Annotated in this window: 21 protein-coding genes; 12 read left to right on the plus strand and 9 right to left on the minus strand. The window is 37.0% G+C overall.

Annotation, left to right across the window (positions count from 1 at the left end; all coding sequences use genetic code 11):
* Positions 1 to 156: 156 nt before the first annotated feature.
* Positions 157 to 573, plus strand: coding sequence for a YhfM domain-containing protein (locus tag ACFX4G_RS10445; RefSeq protein ID WP_016764756.1), 417 nt, complete (start codon positions 157 to 159; stop codon positions 571 to 573).
* A 279-nt stretch (positions 574 to 852) separates the two neighbouring features.
* Here ACFX4G_RS10445 and ACFX4G_RS10450 read toward each other — a convergent pair whose 3' ends face one another.
* Positions 853 to 1,122, minus strand: a complete 270-nt coding sequence (locus ACFX4G_RS10450; protein ID WP_043981471.1) for a GlsB/YeaQ/YmgE family stress response membrane protein — start codon at positions 1,120 to 1,122, stop codon at positions 853 to 855.
* Positions 1,123 to 1,472: 350 nt separating this feature from the next.
* On the opposite strand from ACFX4G_RS10450, the gene ACFX4G_RS10455 reads away from it, so the two are divergent.
* A complete protein-coding gene (locus ACFX4G_RS10455) occupies positions 1,473 to 2,288 on the plus strand; it encodes an STAS domain-containing protein (RefSeq protein WP_043981472.1) in 816 nt (271 codons plus the stop codon).
* 43 nt (positions 2,289 to 2,331) lie between these two features.
* Here the strand turns inward: ACFX4G_RS10455 and ACFX4G_RS10460 are convergent, their stop codons facing one another.
* Positions 2,332 to 2,517 (minus strand): aspartyl-phosphate phosphatase Spo0E family protein, encoded by a 186-nt coding sequence (locus ACFX4G_RS10460; protein ID WP_013057763.1) that lies wholly within the window; start codon positions 2,515 to 2,517, stop codon positions 2,332 to 2,334.
* 158 nt (positions 2,518 to 2,675) lie between these two features.
* A complete protein-coding gene (locus ACFX4G_RS10465) occupies positions 2,676 to 2,939 on the minus strand; it encodes a GlsB/YeaQ/YmgE family stress response membrane protein (protein ID WP_013083841.1) in 264 nt (87 codons plus the stop codon).
* Positions 2,940 to 3,137: 198 nt separating this feature from the next.
* On the opposite strand from ACFX4G_RS10465, the gene ACFX4G_RS10470 reads away from it, so the two are divergent.
* The 3 genes from ACFX4G_RS10470 (at position 3,138) to ACFX4G_RS10480 (ending at position 5,142) form a co-directional block, all read left to right on the plus strand.
* Complete coding sequence (locus tag ACFX4G_RS10470) at positions 3,138 to 3,902, plus strand: GNAT family N-acetyltransferase (RefSeq protein WP_377574477.1); 765 nt, start codon at positions 3,138 to 3,140, stop codon at positions 3,900 to 3,902.
* Between the two features lie 142 nt (positions 3,903 to 4,044).
* Complete coding sequence (locus ACFX4G_RS10475) at positions 4,045 to 4,521, plus strand: hypothetical protein (protein WP_014459392.1); 477 nt, start codon at positions 4,045 to 4,047, stop codon at positions 4,519 to 4,521.
* Between the two features lie 138 nt (positions 4,522 to 4,659).
* On the plus strand, positions 4,660 to 5,142 hold the full coding sequence (locus ACFX4G_RS10480; protein ID WP_097825238.1) for a hypothetical protein: 483 nt from the start codon (positions 4,660 to 4,662) through the stop codon (positions 5,140 to 5,142).
* A 36-nt stretch (positions 5,143 to 5,178) separates the two neighbouring features.
* Here the strand turns inward: ACFX4G_RS10480 and ACFX4G_RS10485 are convergent, their stop codons facing one another.
* Together ACFX4G_RS10485 and ytvA are read right to left on the minus strand one after the other, a co-directional pair.
* Positions 5,179 to 6,012: an STAS domain-containing protein gene (locus tag ACFX4G_RS10485; protein ID WP_377574480.1), complete on the minus strand. Its 834-nt coding sequence runs from the start codon at positions 6,010 to 6,012 to the stop codon at positions 5,179 to 5,181.
* A gap of 239 nt (positions 6,013 to 6,251) precedes the next feature.
* Positions 6,252 to 7,034: a YtvA family blue-light photoreceptor gene (gene ytvA, locus ACFX4G_RS10490; protein ID WP_162214538.1), complete on the minus strand. Its 783-nt coding sequence runs from the start codon at positions 7,032 to 7,034 to the stop codon at positions 6,252 to 6,254.
* Between the two features lie 152 nt (positions 7,035 to 7,186).
* On the opposite strand from ytvA, the gene ACFX4G_RS10495 reads away from it, so the two are divergent.
* From ACFX4G_RS10495 to ACFX4G_RS10505, 3 genes are all read left to right on the plus strand, one after another.
* Positions 7,187 to 7,450 carry a hypothetical protein gene (locus ACFX4G_RS10495; protein WP_080781662.1) on the plus strand — a complete coding sequence of 88 codons (264 nt, stop codon included), beginning with the start codon at positions 7,187 to 7,189 and terminating at the stop codon, positions 7,448 to 7,450.
* Between the two features lie 354 nt (positions 7,451 to 7,804).
* Entirely contained in the window at positions 7,805 to 8,470 is a 666-nt protein-coding gene (locus tag ACFX4G_RS10500) for a cobalamin B12-binding domain-containing protein (RefSeq protein ID WP_377574484.1), read from the plus strand.
* A complete protein-coding gene (locus ACFX4G_RS10505) occupies positions 8,457 to 9,281 on the plus strand; it encodes an STAS domain-containing protein (protein WP_025751158.1) in 825 nt (274 codons plus the stop codon). The genes ACFX4G_RS10500 and ACFX4G_RS10505 overlap by 14 nt, the downstream gene beginning before the upstream one ends.
* An 85-nt stretch (positions 9,282 to 9,366) precedes the next feature.
* Here ACFX4G_RS10505 and pdxR read toward each other — a convergent pair whose 3' ends face one another.
* Positions 9,367 to 10,800: a MocR-like pyridoxine biosynthesis transcription factor PdxR gene (gene pdxR / locus ACFX4G_RS10510; RefSeq protein WP_377574487.1), complete on the minus strand. Its 1,434-nt coding sequence runs from the start codon at positions 10,798 to 10,800 to the stop codon at positions 9,367 to 9,369.
* A gap of 144 nt (positions 10,801 to 10,944) precedes the next feature.
* Here pdxR and ACFX4G_RS10515 point away from each other — a divergent pair, with 144 nt between their 5' ends.
* Positions 10,945 to 11,862, plus strand: a complete 918-nt coding sequence (locus tag ACFX4G_RS10515) for a DMT family transporter (RefSeq protein ID WP_162214536.1) — start codon at positions 10,945 to 10,947, stop codon at positions 11,860 to 11,862.
* 113 nt (positions 11,863 to 11,975) lie between these two features.
* Here ACFX4G_RS10515 and ACFX4G_RS10520 read toward each other — a convergent pair whose 3' ends face one another.
* Positions 11,976 to 12,890 (minus strand): LysR family transcriptional regulator, encoded by a 915-nt coding sequence (locus ACFX4G_RS10520; protein ID WP_013083830.1) that lies wholly within the window; start codon positions 12,888 to 12,890, stop codon positions 11,976 to 11,978.
* A gap of 408 nt (positions 12,891 to 13,298) precedes the next feature.
* Here ACFX4G_RS10520 and ACFX4G_RS10525 point away from each other — a divergent pair, with 408 nt between their 5' ends.
* Positions 13,299 to 14,402 (plus strand): citrate synthase/methylcitrate synthase, encoded by a 1,104-nt coding sequence (locus ACFX4G_RS10525; RefSeq protein WP_043981479.1) that lies wholly within the window; start codon positions 13,299 to 13,301, stop codon positions 14,400 to 14,402.
* 55 nt (positions 14,403 to 14,457) lie between these two features.
* On the opposite strand, the gene ACFX4G_RS10530 is transcribed toward ACFX4G_RS10525, so the two are convergent.
* A complete protein-coding gene (locus tag ACFX4G_RS10530) occupies positions 14,458 to 14,922 on the minus strand; it encodes a DUF4306 domain-containing protein (RefSeq protein WP_230183450.1) in 465 nt (154 codons plus the stop codon).
* Positions 14,923 to 15,110: 188 nt separating this feature from the next.
* On the opposite strand from ACFX4G_RS10530, the gene ACFX4G_RS10535 reads away from it, so the two are divergent.
* Positions 15,111 to 15,995 (plus strand): diacylglycerol/lipid kinase family protein, encoded by an 885-nt coding sequence (locus tag ACFX4G_RS10535; RefSeq protein ID WP_230183451.1) that lies wholly within the window; start codon positions 15,111 to 15,113, stop codon positions 15,993 to 15,995.
* Between the two features lie 28 nt (positions 15,996 to 16,023).
* On the opposite strand, the gene ACFX4G_RS10540 is transcribed toward ACFX4G_RS10535, so the two are convergent.
* Positions 16,024 to 16,587, minus strand: coding sequence for a YitT family protein (locus tag ACFX4G_RS10540; protein WP_016764744.1), 564 nt, complete (start codon positions 16,585 to 16,587; stop codon positions 16,024 to 16,026).
* A 359-nt stretch (positions 16,588 to 16,946) separates the two neighbouring features.
* Between ACFX4G_RS10540 and ACFX4G_RS10545 the strand changes: the two genes are divergently transcribed.
* Positions 16,947 to 18,119 carry an MFS transporter gene (locus ACFX4G_RS10545; RefSeq protein WP_377574492.1) on the plus strand — a complete coding sequence of 391 codons (1,173 nt, stop codon included), beginning with the start codon at positions 16,947 to 16,949 and terminating at the stop codon, positions 18,117 to 18,119.
* Positions 18,120 to 18,158: the final 39 nt, after the last annotated feature.

An 18,158-nucleotide genomic window follows, 5' to 3' on the forward strand; every position in this document is an offset into this window, starting at 1 on the left:
AACTGGATCCTTTCGGGGATTCAGTTTTTTTGAGCAAATGAAGCAGGGATTTAGATGAAGAAAGGAGAATGCAAAAAGAGATTTAAAAACGAGCAGCTGGTAGCATCATTCAGCAAGAACATCTCATTTCAATTACACAAAGAAAGGTAGATGTAAATGAAAAAAGTATGGTCTGGATTAGTTGTTCTCATTGCTATTTGTTGGGTGATAACAGGATGTCAGCAAAGCAGTGCTTCAAGCGGTACTGTTGAACAAAAGCTCGTAATCGAAAAATACATAGCCGATAATCAATATGGCCATGCGGTTAAAATGAAAGACCAAAATCAAGTGCAGAAAGTGCAGCAGTGGTTAAAAGATGTATCATGGAGAGAAGAAAAAGCTGAAATGATTCGAAAACCTAACTACATTCTTCACTTTGAACCGGTGGAAACAAAAAAGGATATAAAGGTACAATCTTATCGCATGTGGGTCAACTTAGAAAACGAAACCGTTGAATTAGCTACAGATACACACTACGCACAGTTAAAGGGCAAACAAGCAAGATCATTTATTGAATTAGTAGAGCCGAAATAGAAAGCAGCTATACAACAATGTCCAATGAAAGCTAAAACTTCACTTGTTCATATCGAAGCTATCTTCACCGATATGCTTGATGATCTCGAAGGTCCAGAGCTGCTCATTACTAACGCGCTTGATATGAGGGTGTAGAAGTATTAAATGTGCGAGGTGACAAGCGGCAATTATTAAATGTAGCAATAAAGAATTACACTTACAGGTACGTCATTGTTAAAACATTTTGCTACAAGAAGTAAGGAAAAAAGAGAAATCAAGACGCTGATTTCTCTTTTTTATTCAGGCATGTCGATGATTATTATTTCCGCGCATTTTGCGTAAAACAAAACTCACAATTAAGACTAAAATAACAGCACCAATAATAGCAGGAACAATTGCGAATCCGCCGATCTCTGGACCGAAATCTCCAAAAATTAGAGAGCCTAACCATGCTCCAATGAAACCAGCGATGATGTTTCCGATAATTCCACCTGGAACATCTCGTCCCGTTAACACACCAGCAAGCCAGCCGATAAGTCCTCCAACAATAAGCATCCAAATAAATGACATATACCTAACCTCCTTTTTATAGGGAATTCCTTTTCATTCTTTCCTAAAACACATCCTGTCATGCGACATGCTTGCTGCAAACCCTTTTACATTTTTTCATCCATTTACCATATATGCCAAGATAGCGCAACATTAAACTGAAGAGTTATGTATGAGAATTCACTGTGAAAGTAACGATAAAAGGAAGGAGAGAAGTTCAGCTTATGTACGTTTTAGATTCAATTTAGCTCATTCTATTCGCAAAAAGGGACATCCGGTTCATTTTTTAAAGCTTTTTCCCTTAGTTTTACTTTTTTTAACGGTATTTGTGATATCATTTTAAGTAAACAAATTCTTAACGGGAGAACAATATGGAGTCATTATTATTAGATAAAAAGCTTAAACACATTACGAATTTAATTCTAGAAAAAAAAGAAGAGTTCTCAAAACAAAAAAGATATGAAGAAAAAGATATTCAACAACAGTTAGAACCGTGGCGCGTTCATTTAATTCAAATATATGCTGATTCTGTCTCAACAAATGATACAAAAAACTTTGAAGTGCTTGAGGAGTGGGGAAGAGAAGTAGCGAATTTACTCGTTGTCCTTCAGCTTCCTTTGGATGTAGCATTAGAAGAAATCAGCTATTACCGAAATCTTATCGGGGAAATTATTAAAGAAGAAGCAAAAACTGAAACGTTTACGTTTGATGCCTTCTATCAAGTTATTTCTCGTTTTAACGTAGTAGTAGATAAGGCCGTACATTGGGTTAGTAAATCATATATGACCGACTTTGCAAACAAAATCCAATCGGCTCGCTATGCAATTGATGAACTTTCAATTCCTGTGGTACGCATTACGAAAGAAATTGGCGTGATTCCTCTTGTTGGCGATTTAGATACAAATCGCGCTCAAATTCTAATGGAAAATGCACTTCAACACGGCAGCGACTACAAGCTAAATTGGTTGATTATTGATTTATACGCAGTTCCAATTATTGATACGATGGTAGCGGACCAAATTTTTAAAGTAATCGGTGCTCTAAGATTATTAGGAATTCAAGTGGTTTTAAGCGGGATTCGGGCTGAAATTGCTCAGACGATGGTAAACTTAGGGTTAGATTTGGCTGACATTACGACTTTCAGTAGCCTTCACCAAGCAGTGGAACACGTTAATCAAGCGGACTAATACAACATAAAAGCCCATGATTATGTAACCATATCATGGGCTTTTATTGGTAGAAAAAAATTTGAAGCTTATTTAATAAAGCATCTAATGATTGACTAACTTGAAGTGTGTTAGGACTTGTCATTCCTTCACGGACAGCCGTTTGAATCATTAACGTTCGTGTCTGTTCGATTTCTTCTATTAGTATTTGGTACATGGATTTGTCTTTTGAGTGGGTTGAAAGCAGCATGTTAATTCCTCTTTTTTCTATAGTGATTATGGTTAAATTAACATTAATAGGTTTATTTTTCAATATTATGAAATTAAAAATAGTAAATTTTAAGAATTTTTCATATAAAAAAAGAACCTCTTTTTCAACAGAGGTTCTTTTTCTAATATAATAATTTATTAGGCATGTTTATGACTGCCACGCATTTTTCTCATAATGAAACTTACGATTAACACTAAGATGATTGATCCGATAATAGCAGGAATAATAGCAAATCCACCTACAACTGGTCCGAAGCTTCCAAAGATAGCTGAACCTAACCAAGAACCGATAAAACCGGCAATAATGTTACCAATAATACCTCCTGGAACGTCTCTTCCCGTAATTAATCCGGCAAGCCACCCAATAATACCACCTACAATAAGTGCCCATAAAAATGACATAAATATCATCCTCCTTTTTAATGATGTATTGCTTATATAGGTTAGTACCCCACTTAAAAGAAAACTATTCATAGAATAGCAAAAAAAATAAAAAAAACTTGTAAAAGGATTTAAGAACTACGATAGAGTCATAGAAAATAGACTAACTAGTATATAATAGAAAACGGAACATAGTTTAGAAGAGAAAGGAGACATGAAGTGAAAATAAAAAATCAAAGCGATATAGTAGAACAGCACTTGATTCAGCACTGGATGTATTTTCAGCATACGAAGAAATCTGTGAAGGTGGATACGTCAGAAATTAAATGGATTTCTGCATCTCCTTACAATCGCGGCATATATGCAGGAACCCGTCATATTGAGCCTGCGTTAGGGATATGCTCTTCGGAAGGGGAGGAACCTCTATGGATCGTCGGTCCATCTTCATATGATAACCTTGGGCCAGTTCTTCATAAAAATGGATTTGTTCCTTATGAAAAATGGATCGGAATGATTCAGCTCATTCAAGAAAAAAAATACATACATACAGGAGTAGAAGGGTTTCAATGTAAGCGAGTGCACACAGAAGCTGAATTGAAAGAATGGATAACGGTATACATAGACGGCTATCAAAAACCAAAAGAATATCAAGCTGACTTTCTTAAAAGGTTTAGGGAGCTTATGCAACACGCTGACCAATATCAGTTATATCTGGGCCTTTATCACAACCAGCCAGCTGTAGCTGGGTCTCTCTTTTTTTATGACGGTACAGCGGGCTTGTATTGTATCACTACAGCTAGACATATGAGGAGAAAAGGCCTGGCCACCGCATATTTGAAGGAAGTTCTTACTGAAGCAAAAAAACATGCGGATACGTGTATTTTGCATGCTACAAGTGCAGGAAAGCCAGCCTATGAAAAAATTGGTTTTACAGCGGTTAACGAATTTGATGTATACAGATGGAGAAATAGAGATGGAACGTAATGTGCTGCAGTTTGTGAGAAAAGAGACAAATTTCGACAAATTTTTAAAAAAGTGTAGCTTCCACTTCGTTTTTGGTGTATCCTAGGAAAAAGTAGCAGCATGAGCTAGTGTTGTACATAGAACACAGATAAAAGGAGTCATTATGAAACATTTTTTTAAAACGAGCACGTTTTGGATAGGTTTGGTTGTCGGAATCGCGCTCACATTTGGGGGATATTTTACTGTTACTAGTATTTATGATTATTATTTAGGACGAGAACAGCTGAAAGTATTGACTGCCTCTCAGAAAAACCTTCAAACTGCTTTTAAAGAGTATAATCAGCTTATGGCCGAAAAAAAAACCAAAAAGCAATTTATCAATGAACTCGATGATATTTCAAATACTATAAACTATGAATATAATGAATTAGCTTCCCTTGATCCTACGATGAAAACGATGTATAAGCATACGGGCGTCATCGATGATATGGAACTGATGATTGATAATATTGATAGCATCTATGAATTAACGATGAATGATCACAAAGACGCAACAAAACCGCTTCAAACCTACGTATCTGATTTAATGGAATATGTAGAAAAAGATATGAAAAAAGAAATAAGCATGCTAAGTAAATAGAACAAAACAGCTGTCTAAACAAATAGGCAGCTGTTTTTTTGTTGATTATAAAAGGAATCTTTTGGTTGCAGGCGAAAGAGTATATTATGCACCCACTCGCTTACGTGCACCACGTTTACAAAAAAGGGAGGACATAGTATGAAGAAAGTGGTGATTATCCTATTTAGTTTGTTTTCATTAGCCGCATGTCAGGTTCCTACAGCTGAAACGCTTGAAGATTCTTATCCACCCGCTATAAAAATAATAGCGGAAGGCAAAGAAGCCATCATCAAGCCCTTATTCTTTTGCTGGACCGAATGTGAAGCTGATTTTGGCGAACGAAAAAATTTTCGACAAATTGTGATGAAAAATAGTATTCCTGTCTCTGAAGGTGGTCAAGTGTCCATTAAAATAGATGGTAAAAAACCTAATGCCCTTTATTACAAACAAATTCGTAATCAGTCTATTTATGAAAACATAGTAGAAAAAAAGGACATAAAAAAAACATCTGCTATTACAGTAGATTCTGCCTCTCACAGTGACAGTGATCGGTATATACTCGTAGCAGATTGGAAAGATAGCAAAGGAAAAAAGTTAATTGGGCGTGTCTACTACACCCCAGTAAAATTTGAAACACCATAGATATGGCTCTCTATGCTGTAATAGAGAGCCATATGCTTAACCAATAGAATTAAGTGCTTGTGCAAGAGAAGAAGTAGTTTTAACATGTTCAAATGAAAGCCCTAAACGAATGGCAGTTTGAGAAATTTCCGGTCGAATTCCAGATAAAATTGTTTGCACACCAATTAAACGAAGAGCTTTTACCAAATTAAAAATCTCTTGTGCCATCATCGTATCAATCGTAGCTACCCCGAGCAGGTCAATACATAAATGTTCAACGCCTTTTTCCGAGCATTGCTGAAGCGTGTTTTCTAAAATAAACTGACTTTTGACCGTTCCAATATCCCCCACAAGAGGCAGAAGTGCAACTTTATTTTGAAGCATGATAACAGGAGAACTTAATTCATTAATTAACTCTTTCTGAGCGTTCAGCTGCTCTTGCGTATTTTTATGATATTCTTGAATAAAGATATAAATAGATAGATCAAAAGCTTTAACAATAATGTCATACCACATAAATATCTTATCTACGCTTACCTCATTCGAATGCAAAGAGATAAACTTCTTTAAGTAATTAACGGCAATTTTTTGTGAATTAAAATATTCTCGAATAATAAAGTGAAGAGGCGTACTTAAATGCTTTGGATCACGCGCTAGTTCTATCGACCACTGCTGAAAATCTGAAAAAAAATACTCCTCATCTCTTATAAATACGTCAAATAAATGCTGAAAATAATCTTGATTTTGCTGCTTCAGTTCTTTAACAATTGCTGGATTTTTACTCGAATAGACAGAGAACTCATTTTCATCGTCGAGCTGATTGTACCAGTCTTCGGTTAATTGAAGAGAATGTTTTTTGAAAAAATGATATAAGTCCTGATTTTTATGCATGAAGACTCTCCTTATATATGTATAGTCTAATTGATTTAATAAATAAAGGCATAAAAGCATCCCCTGATCTAGAGTGAGGATGCTTATAAATAAATCCATTATGAAGCGCATTTATTTTCCTATACGCCTTGTTTTCCCTAACTGTATACTCTCAAACCCAATTTATTAAAAAATAAACATTTTTTGACTACCATATTCATGCATTTTACCTATTTTTCATAAAGAACCACTTCTTGTGCTTATAGCTTTAGCTTGGGTAAGGCATCTTTAATGCTTTGATAGACTAAAATAAAGGACATATCATCTTCCATAGTGCTCATATGTATGGCCATGTCAGGAGAAATTCCTGTTAAAACAAGCTGAGTTCCCATGAGCTTCAGCCAATTGTAAATATTAAGAATATCACGGCCGAATGAATCATTAAATCGCGCTAACCCTGAGACGTCTAGGATTAAATAACGATCTTTGCTGCTTGTGTTACGCGAGGTGAAGCTATTAAATAGCATTTCTATACGCCGTTCGTTTAACGTTCCGATTAATGGAAGAACAGAGATTCCTTCCTCTATTGGCACGATAGGGGTGGATAGCCTTTCAACTTCTTCCAAAGCTTGCTGTAACTGTTCCTGGGCTGTAATCTCTATTGTTACATCTTTTTGAACACCAATAAAGTAGTATTTATCTTCTTCTTCTATATATGTCGGGTCAATCGTTAGCTGATTATGAAAGAAAGAGCCGTCTTTTCGATAATTAACGAGCGTAACAGAGACTGATTGATTGCGGCTAATAGCGCTGCGAATTTCATCAATGTGGTGCGGGTTTGTTAGAGGCCCTTGCAGAAAACGGCAATTTTCTCCTAATACTTCTTCTTCCTTATAGCCGGTCATAAGGGAAAACCCTTGATTGAGGTAAATAATTGGGTTATCAGGCAAAGAAGGGTCTGTCACGATAATGCCAGATTGTGAGCTATGAAGGGCTTTATTTAAAATGGACCATTTTGAATCTTGAGCTTCAGGTGTAGTCAATGCATTCCCTCATTCCTTGGAATTTTTATAAAAATATTGTGACATAAACACATTAAAAAAACAATTTTCGACGCGTGTGCTCCTAGAGAAAGAATGAAGATAAGGAAAAATATGTTATAATAGTTTCAGGGGCAAAGGGAGTGTGAACAAACGTGATAACCATCAATTTATTTAATGTTAGTTTCTTTGTGATGGCGCTAGTAGGCTTTATTCTTATTTTTTGTTTGCGTCTAAAGTTTAACCGGCCACTGTCATTATTTAAATGGTCTTTTTTGTTCGGAACGGTGCTGCTGTCGCTAAGCTTATACTTGTTTATGGCGACCAGCCAATATATTCATTTGATATGCAATACAATCGGCTCAGTTATGACAGCGCTCTATCTTATCAGTATTATGGTCGGAGCAGAAGAGTCATAAATACATATGTTTGAAAGTCTATTGAAAGTGGAAAAAAGGAAAGATGCATAAAAGAAAAAGAGACACACTTACATTCTTTTAGCCGACGAAATGATAACAACTTGAAAAACACCTCGGTACAAAATGCCGAGGTGTTTTTCATAAATAAAAGGGAAAGGAGAATATTTAGAGAAATACTAGTCATATTTTACTGAGTGTAGTAAAATAAAAAGTTATTATTCTATTTTTAGGTTGTTGCTATTGGCAACATGTGTTAGTCTAAAAGTGGTATACATTTTAGGCGATCTTGAAAAAGAGAGACGAGAAGCTTTTATTCAAGTTTCTTAAAAGCTTTACGTTTACTGAGGTGAAACAATGAAATCTCAAGTACAAAAATTTGTAGGCTATTTATTAGCTGGTGATCAAGACAGCGCTTGGGAAATTGTGCTGGAAGAAATCCAACAGGGAAAGAACAGCCTAGATATTTATGAAAATTTAATTACAACCGCAATGCGAGTAACTGGAGATATGTGGGAAGAAAATATCATTTCTGTAGCTGATGAGCATGTTGCAACTACGACATGTGATTATGTGCTAACTCGCTATCGCTTTTATAAAAAAATTCAGGGACACGCTTCAGACACCGCTCCAAGGGCACTGCTTCTATGCTTGGAACAAGAACAGCACTTCATTGGTTTAAAGATGGTGGCTTTATTGTTTGAGGAACATGGTTGGAATACTCGCTTTTTAGGGGCCAATCTCCCTCTGGAATACGCTGAGAAAATGGCTATAGAATGGAAGCCGCACATGGTAGGATTATCTGTCAGCATCCCTTATCATATTGAGAGGCTTGCTGAATACACCAAAACTTTGGACAAATTAGAACCAAGACCAACGGTAATGGTAGGAGGGCGCTTAGTTTCTCAAATTGATTTCCATTCTTACTGTTCTGAGCATACACGCCTAATTCCGGATCTTTACCAACTAAATAACTGGTTACTCAGTTATCACAAAGGAGTGGAAGTTAATGTCGATGCTTGAATATGTTCCAATTCCTTACTTTTTAGTGGATACTGAATTTAATATTTTGGAATGGTCGCAACAATCAGGTCATTCATTTAAGCCTTCAGCTAATTTTTTAGATCTTGTAGACGTATTTAGTCAAGAAAAGGCAAGAAAGTTTTTAAGCTTGCGCCAAAAAGATTCTCGAGAATTGTCTGTAGACGAACCCCATGATGAGCAAACGCTTGTCCAAAGCCGAGGCCAGGCTATTCAGAAAGTAGAGCTCGTGATGCAAACCAATGATTCGCCTTATTCACTGTTTGAATGCTTAATTCAATGGGATAGCGATATAGGTCATTTAGTTTGTATTCGCCAAGATGAACGTATACAAGAGTTAACGAGTCTTGTTCAAGACCATCGGAAACGATTAGCAGATACAGATTTTGAACTGCTTGAACAAAAAGAACGTCTTGAAAAATCATTACAGAAAATCAAGCAATTGTCCGCTTCTTTTATTAAGTTATCCTCTAAAGTAGGACTTATACCTCTTTTTGGAGACTTAGATACAGATCTTGTAGCTGAAAATACGTCCATTTTGCAAAACTTTGCGCATGAAGGAAATTACACCACGCTTCTATTTGACTTTGGAGGACTAGATATATTAACGACCGAAGGAATTCAAGCTTTTGCAGGCTTTATGCAGTCCTTCTATCTCATGGGTATCACATGCTATATTATTGGCATGAAGCCGCACCATACGGCTGCTTTGAAAAATAGAACGTTTGGTGATCAAATTATTTATATGAATAACCTGAGTGAAATTATTGCTGTGAATAAAAATGTGAGTTAAAAGAGTGGAGGAGAAGAAAGTTATTCTTCTCCTCTTTCTGTATACACTTCTCTTCTTATAATTAAACATCTATTAAAGAATCTTTTTATATTTCAGCTGAAAGAATGGCGTTAAGACGTTGAAGTCCTGTGTTCAAATCAGTATCACTAAGGAGGGAATAGCTTATTCGAATGTAAGCATGAAGCGGTCTATGAACAAAACAAGCTTCACCAGGTAAAAAGCAGATATTGTGCTCCTGGGCTTTTTTTAATAACTCAAATGTGTTTACTTTTTGAGGCAGTTTTAACCATAAGTTGAATCCTCCTTTAGGAACTTGGAATTGAACGGACTCGGAAAGAGACGAAAGCAGATCGCTTGCATGATCTCTTCTCAGTTGCAAAGCGGTCCTCAGTTTTTCCATGTGATGTTTCATTCGCTCAGTGCGTAAAAAAGCTAGCACGGCTTTTTGAGTTAGTAAGGGACTACCAATATCCATCAGTGCTTTAACCGCATATAGCCAATCAAATACAGAACCCTGTGCATAAAGTAATCCTATTCGAAGTCCTGGAGCCAAGGTTTTACTAAACCCCTTCAAGAACAAAACATGCCCATTTTTATCAAACGTTTTGATCGGTGGAGGCACCGATATATCATCGAAATAAATCTCTCCAAACGAATCATCTTCAATAATAAAAAAGTGATACAATTCGGCCAAATCAACTAGTTCTTTGCGACGCTGTCTGCTCATTAGTATACCTGTAGGGTTTTGAAAAGAAGGGTTCACGTACAAAAGCGAAGGCTTTATTTTTTGGCAGACTTCTTCTACTAAATCAGATTGTATTCCTTCTTCATCTAGTTCAATTGAAATGACGTTAACACCTTTATTGGTGAAGACATCAATTGCAGCTCCGTAGCATGGACTCTCTACTATAACCGTATCCCCTGGCTTTAAAAGCGTTTGAGCAATTAAATCAATACCTTGCTGAGCGCCACTTGTAATCATAATTTCATGAGGATCAGCTTTTATTCCTTGCTCTCTCTGTAAATAAGAAGAAAGCTCTATGCGAAGCTCACGATCTCCCTGAATTGGACCGTATGTGGCTAAAACAAGCTCATTGGTACGTAACAGACTTTGCATTTCTTGCGCTAAAAACTGATTAGGAAGGAGACGAGGGAAAAGAATAGCCTGAGAGAAATCATAATATTTACGATCACGATTTAAGCTATACTGAGAGCGCGTGATATTTACGTTTAATTCATCTTGCCATGAAAAATTATTTAATACCTTGGAAGAACCTTTAGTAACCCCTTTAACAAAAGCTCCTCTTCCTGACTGTATTACGATTAATCCTGATTTTTGTAAGAGCTGATACGCTTTTCGTACCGTTAATAAGCTTATTTCTAACTCTTGTGATAGCTTGCGTAAAGAAGGGAGCTGATCACCAGGTTTTATCATGCTCGTTTGGATGCGATAACGAATCTGCTCATAGATTTGCTGATAAATGGGGGTAGAAGATTTTTTATGTACATTAAATCTCATTGTGTCACCTAACTATTCTTTTTCTTTAGTTAACCTCAAAATAAGCATGGGCGCAACTGGAAAAACAGCAACTGTTATAGTCAAGGTTTTACTGTTATACTTCCTTTCTTTTATACTCGTGGCATATTTAAAGGAGGAAGATATATGATTATTATTAATTACGTACTTATCTGTTTTATTTTCGGCACGACATTTTTAACTATTAAATTAGGGATTGAAGCAGGAATGCCTCCACTTTTCTCAGCCGGAACTCGCTTTCTTTTAGCAGGAATCTTAGTAATCTCGTACTTTGCATATAAAAAAGACGTTCGACGCTCGTTATTATTTTCAAAAAAAGTGATGATGGTAGGGTTTTGTTTGACCTTTATGACATTTTCAACGCTCTATTGGGCAGAACAACATGTGACATCGGGTCTTGCAGCTGTTTTATCTGCTACTGGCCCAATGATAATATTGCTTATTCAAGTGATGCAAAGAAAAATGGAATTAAAAAAAGAGCAGTTATTGGCTTTGCTTCTGGCTTTTACCGGTGTTATTTGCATTTCACTTCCAAATGTGACAGCCACTATGTCTTATTCGTGGACGTTAGGGTGTATCATTATCATAGTAGGAGAGGTATTTTACGGCATAGGCAGCAATTATTCGAAAGCCTTGTTAAATGAACTAAAAGAAGTGTCACCATTTTTAATTAACGGTATTCAAATGTTTTACGGGGGAATATTTCTGCTGGTGCTATCTTTATGTACAGAGCAGATCCATGTTTCAACTATTATGCCTCGAAACGCAGTATGGTCTATTGTATATTTAATTTTTGTTGGTTCAATTGCTGGACACGGCTTATATTATTGGCTCATCGCCCAAACAAATCCGGTTTTTCCATCTACTTGGTTGTATGTATCTCCTTTAATCGCGGTGTTAATCGGCTATGTAGTCTTAAATGAAGCTATTACGCCTTCTATTATTGGCGGAGGCCTTCTTATTTTAATAGGAGTGTTTATGGCCAATCGTGAAGCTTTGGGAGTACATTTAAAAAAAGGTGTGCTATTCAAAAAGCAGCTGTAAAACAAGTCGCCATTTGCTGACTTGTTTTTAGTTGATCGCAAGACAAAAAAGATTGAAGAAAGATATAAAAGATGACTAAAAGCCTCTTCCTAATGAAAGAAGAGGCTTTTTTGTTAAGAGTTTGCTGACATCGTATGAGACGGTAAAATGATATCTTGGTCGACGAGAAAGGATAAAAGTTCCCGTGTAGCATATGACATATAGCGATCTTTTTTCAAAATGATGCCGAGCTCCCACATTGGAGTAGGTGCGGCAATTGGAATACTTTTAATAAAAGGGTTATTGATCTTTGGAAACACGGACTTTGGTAAAATTGCAATACCTAATTCAGAAGCGACTAGTTCAATAATTAGGTCCCATTGAGAACTTTCGTACGCTATTTTTGGATGAAAACCCGCTTGAATGCACTCATGAATAATGCGATCATGAAGAGAGAAATCTTTGCTGAATAGGACAAAAGGTTCTTCTCTAAGCTCGCTCAAAGCAACGATTGATTTAGCTGCCAGCGGATGCTCATGATGAATGTATAAATTAAACTCTTCTTCAATAAACGGATAGACGTGAAAAAGAGGGTTTTGAATAGGCAACACGATAATGCCAAGATCTACTTGTTCGTTTTCTACAAGTTCGACAATTCGCTTTGCGCCAAGCTCCACAAGCTCTAATTTCACCTGAGGATGTTTTGATGTAAAGTTTTTTGCAATCATCGGGAAAACAACAGTCCCTACTAAAGGAGGAATTCCTACTTTAATATCTCCTGTAGGGAGATTTCGTAAATCATCTAACAGAGCATGCAGCTCGTGAAGAGTGGATACCAGCTTTTGGCTTTGCCCATACACAATCTGTCCTGCATCGGTTAACGTCAGCTTTCGAGTAGAGCGATCAAAAAGATCTACGCCGAGTTCTTCTTCTAGTTTTTTTACAATTTTACTTAATGCTGGCTGAGACAAGTGAATTGCGGCTGCTGCTTTTGTGAAACTTTTTTGATTAACTACTTCCATGAAATGTTGCAGTTCTCGAATATCCATAAATTCTCCTCACTAGTATTCTTAGTTTTCATACTATTTATTCTATTTATCTATTTTACTTATGATTCAAATAAATGTAAACTCTTACATAAGGAAGTGAATAGTGATTCATCTAAAAATAGTACATCAAATTCCTCTAAATACGTTAGAAACCCGCATGTTTGTAAGCGCTAACAAAAAAAGCACCCTCGAAGAAAATCCTAGAAAAATATTTTTTCTCCCGTAAAACAAAGCCGCGAGCGCAGAAATAACGCGTGTTGAAATGTTCATTTTGTATACTGTTCTGACAATTAAGAAAGAGGAATAAAATGGTATAGTGCACCACTAAGGTGAGTCTATTCATTCTGCAAACGAGCCGTACATAGAAAAAAGGCCTGTTTGTTAAAAATAATTGGGGGAGTGGTTGAGATGACATACGTTAAAGGATTAGAAGGAATCGTTGCAGCTGAAACAAAAGTAGGGCATGTTGATGGAGAGAAAGGTCAGCTGATTTATCGCGGATATTGGGCAAAAGATTTGGCGATCAATTATTCTTTTGAAGAAGTTTCTTATTTAATTTGGAACGGCACGCTGCCAAATCATGATGAGTTAAAAGTATTTAAACAAAAAATGGTGACTCATCGTACGCTTCCGGCTAATATTGTTGCATTAATGGACTGTTTGCCAAAAGATACAGAAGTGATGAGCGCGCTTCGCACATGTATCTCAGCTTTAGGAGACCCTTCATACAGCTGGCCTCCGACAAAAGAGCAGGCACTTGCGATTACAGCCGTCACACCTACCATTATTGCCTATTGGTATCGTAAAATGAATGATTTAGAAGTAGTAGAGCCTAACGAGCATTTGGATCATGTAGCAAACTATTTATATATGATTAACGGAGAAATTCCAGATCAAAGTTTGGTTACTGCACTGAACGCATATTTTGTTTTGACAATTGAGCATGGGATGAACGCCTCAACCTTCTCATCACGCGTTATTTCATCTACCGAATCTGACATGGTTTCAGCTATTTGCGGAGCAATTGGCGCGATGAAAGGTCCGCTTCACGGAGGAGCTCCTTCTGGTGTTATTACCATGTTTGATGAAATTGGAAGTGAAGAGAATATCGAGCCTTGGGTTCGTAAAAAATTAGATAATAAAGAGAAAATCATGGGATTTGGTCATCGCGTTTATCGTACACATGATCCAAGAGCAGAAGCATTAAAAGAAGTATCGAAACAAATCTCAGGAGACAACGGGCTATTTGATTTAATTGTTAAAATTGAAGATAAAACCATTGAATTACTCAATGAATACAAGCCGGGTCGAGGCATTTATACCAATGTAGAATATTTCGCTGCAGCGGTTATGAAAGCGGTTGAGCTTCCGTCTGAACTATTCACACCAACCTTCACAGCAAGCCGTGTAGTTGGCTGGACAGCTCATGTCGTAGAGCAGTCAGAAAATAATCGTATTTACCGACCTCAGTCTGCGTATATAGGTTATACGCCAGTTGAACAAAATCAATAAATAAACTCGCTTTCACATAAAAAACGTCGGTAGATCCGACGTTTTTTTCATATGGTTAAATATATTCTTTTTGAGAATAAAATTGCTTTAATAAATAGAATAATCCGACTGCTAAGCATAAACTTGCTGCAGCTAAGCTAGAGGTAATCATGGCGTGCTCACCTTCGGTAGGGGTATGTGAAAGTTTATAGCTGCTGTAGCATAAGAGAGCTGTGATACATAAACAGCAGGAGCTAATCAATCCATACCGCTTTTTGAAGCCAATAATAGATAGTAATACAATCAAATAAATTCCGCTCACCATCATCATAATTGGAAACTGAGGGTGGAATTTAATTGTATACAACAAATAATCGATGTGAGAATAGTGATGAACCGCCGAGGACTTTGTTAGCCCTCCGGTCAAACTAGCTGATAAAGGTCCTTCAAGCATCGAAGAGCCGTTATACCAAGTAGCGACTGAGGAAAGTAAAAAAACAAAACAACTTGCAAATAGCTGCGTCATGCATTTTATTGACACGTATAGAAAGCTCCTCTCAATAACCATCTTTTGTTAATACAAGTCCGAAAATTATTATAGCAGGTTTTGAAAGTAAAAAAAGTACTATTGGAATGGTTTCATAAAACGTTCATATTTGAAAAGGTTTGTTTTTTTAAAAGAAAGGGAAAAAAAGTGAAACGGAAGATATGAATAGAGGAGAGAGAAAGATGAAGGCAGCAGTGATTTTGAATCCAAACGCAGGAAACAAAAAATTAGTAAATGAAATTGACTTTATATGTGATCGGTTAAACACTGCATTTGAGACGGTTACTTTATATAAAACAGAGCAACCTGGAGATGGTGCCGATCTGGTAAGGAAATTGGAAGGCAAAGCGGATGTCATTATTGGAGCAGGAGGAGACGGGACAATTTATGAGCTCATCAACGCTCTTGCTCCGCTGCAGCAACGTCCTGTATTTGCTATTTTACCTGGTGGAACGTGCAACGACTTTTCGCGTGCAATTGGAATGAATCAAAATCCTTTAAAAGCAGTGGAGCAAATTATAGAAAAGCAGACGGAGGCAGTGGATGTTGGAAAACATGGCGAAGATTATTTTTTAAACTTTTGGGGAATCGGCCTCGTAGCTGATGTATCTGAAAATATTTTGGAAGAAAATAAAGAGAAATTTGGTAAGCTCTCTTACTACATGAGCGTAGGCAGAACTTTAAATCAAGCAGAGCCTTTTCAATTAAAAATGACGAGCGAAAAAGCTTCCTATGAAGGAGAAGCTGTTATGGTGTTAATTGGAAACGGCCCTTTTTTAGGAGGAACCCGCGCTATGCTAGGAAACAGCTCATTTCAAGACGGATTATTAGATGTATTCGTTATTAAAGAAATGGGAATCGAGCCGGTTATGGCATGGTTACAAACAAGCCCTGATGAGGAACAGCTTAACCCTGAAAGCAACCTTATGCATTTTCGTGCAAAAGAAGTTCATATTGAAACTACTCCTGAAAAAACGGTAGATTGTGATGGAGAAAAAGAAACGACGACACCTTCAACGATTACGGTTCTCCATAGTCACATCAATATGATAGTCGGAAACAGATAAAAAAACGCTGGAAGTTCCAGCGTTTTTTTTATGAAGACAGCCATCGCGGAGAAGTAAAGAGCATAATCATTATGCTGCTCATCGTAATAACAAGCATGGAGTAGCAAAAAGCAGTAAATCCGATAATATGTAAGCCCACTATCATAATCGTACTGTCTAAGATAAAAATGGTTATTCCTATATTGATTTTCCATTTTTTCGATACAATAATGGCAATTAAATCAAGCCCATCCGAACTGATGCCGTAGCGAAGCATCAGTCCTATTCCCATTCCTACGAGTGCGCCTCCAAGCAATGAGCTAAAGAGCAAAGGAAGCTCTAGCGTGCCTTCGAGAATAGACAGCCATTCTGTCATAAAAAAAGAAACAAATAAACCTATACTTCCGTAAAAAAAGTTTTGACGATGACGAAAAAAAGCATATAAATAGACAGGTACGTTCAAAAAGAAAATGGACAGTCCGATAGGAGTTCCAAACACATAATATACGATAAGTCCAAATCCTATAAGTCCACCGTCTAGTAAGTGATACGGAGCAATAAATCCGTTTAGCCCTAGTCCAATTAATAAGCTGCCACAGCAAATCGAAACCACTCTCGAAAAAATATTCCTCACCCTATACGTTAAATTTTAATAGGAGTACTCGTCCCTCTATGTATATGGCGAGCTTAGGTTATTTAGAAGTGAAGAAGAAGAAAAAGAAAATTATGTAAAAAGTATTGATTCTATAACTCCGATATTCTATAGTTAATCTAACTTCGTTTTCACGACAATTTCTTGATTTTTTACGATACTGTTTAACTGTTTGTATTTTTACTATATAAAAAAGGTTCGTTCTGCAAAAAGCATACGATTGTAATAAGTCGATAAAAGCAAGCCGCTATATAAAAGGGGTTGATTACGTGTAGGATTCTCTTTCTTTTCAGTCATACTAAAAAGAAAGAGGGATTGTCGTGAAAAATCGTTCCGTACTTTTTTTATGGTTTGGTCAAAGTCAAGCCAATTTAGCAGATGTATTATATATTGTTGCGTTAATCAGCATTCTTTATGCTCAAAATAGTTCTCCTGTGCTGCTTTCATGCATTCCATTTACCATTACGACTGCTAAGTTTTTGAGCAGTTTTATTGTGCCTTTTCTTATAGATCGCTACAGGGCTAAGCGTATTCTTGTTGTGTCTCAGCTGTTAAAAACCAGTGTTTTATCTATGTTTTTCTTGTGGCATATGTCGCTTATCAGCATGCTGTGCTGCGTGGCGCTTATTGCTTTTTTCGATGGGTGGGCAGCTCCGGTTCAAAGCTCTATGCTTCCTCATTTAGTAGATAAAGAGAAGCTGTTGAAATGGAACAGTATGTTTAACGTCACTGATCAAACGATTCAAATTGCAGCCTATCCGCTTGGAAGCTTTCTGATCATTAGCTGGGAAGCTACTGGCCTTTTATGGCTGTCATTTTCGTTATTCAGTTTGTCAATCGTATTTATGCAGGCTATTCGCATTAACGCTCATTCTTCTAAAATGAAGCAAAAACAACAAGGGTTAAAAGAGGGATGGAAGCTAATTTGGCATTATCCGCGCCTGCGGGTTTTATTAGTCATGGAGGTTTTAGAAGGGATGGCTGCCGGCGTTTGGGCATCAGCAATTGTCTACGTGTTTGTGAAAGAGATATTAAATAAAAATGAAGCTTGGTGGGGATATATCAACAGCAGTTTTTTTGTTGGAACGGTTCTTGGAGGTTTCGTTTTGTTGAAGATTTCAGTTGAACAAGAGAAAAGTCTTTATCATATCGGAACACTAGGCAGTCTTTTATCAGGTTTCTTTACATTATTGTTCGGAGTGTTGCCTGCTCCTTTTCTTTCACTTTTACTTAGTTTTGCTATTGGCATTGCCCTTCAAATAAGCGCTACATGTTCTTACACGCTTACACAAACGGCCGTTCCTTTAGAAAAGCTTTCGAAGGTACTTTCCGCTACGCTTAGCGTTTCATATGTGACGTTTGGGCTTTCGGTGCTGCTGCTTGGAGCTGTTGCTTCGCTAAATGTAACGGCGGCGTTTCTAACAGCAGGAGGACTGATTGTAATCAGCGGCTGTGTAGGTTTATTCTTGCGAAATTATGCGCTTGCTAACTAAAAAAGGTTGCTATTTGCAACCTTTTTTTAAACATCGTAT

The sequence above is a fragment of the Priestia sp. YIM B13486 genome (genome assembly GCF_042787865.1).
GTDB lineage: Bacteria > Bacillota > Bacilli > Bacillales > Bacillaceae_H > Priestia > Priestia megaterium.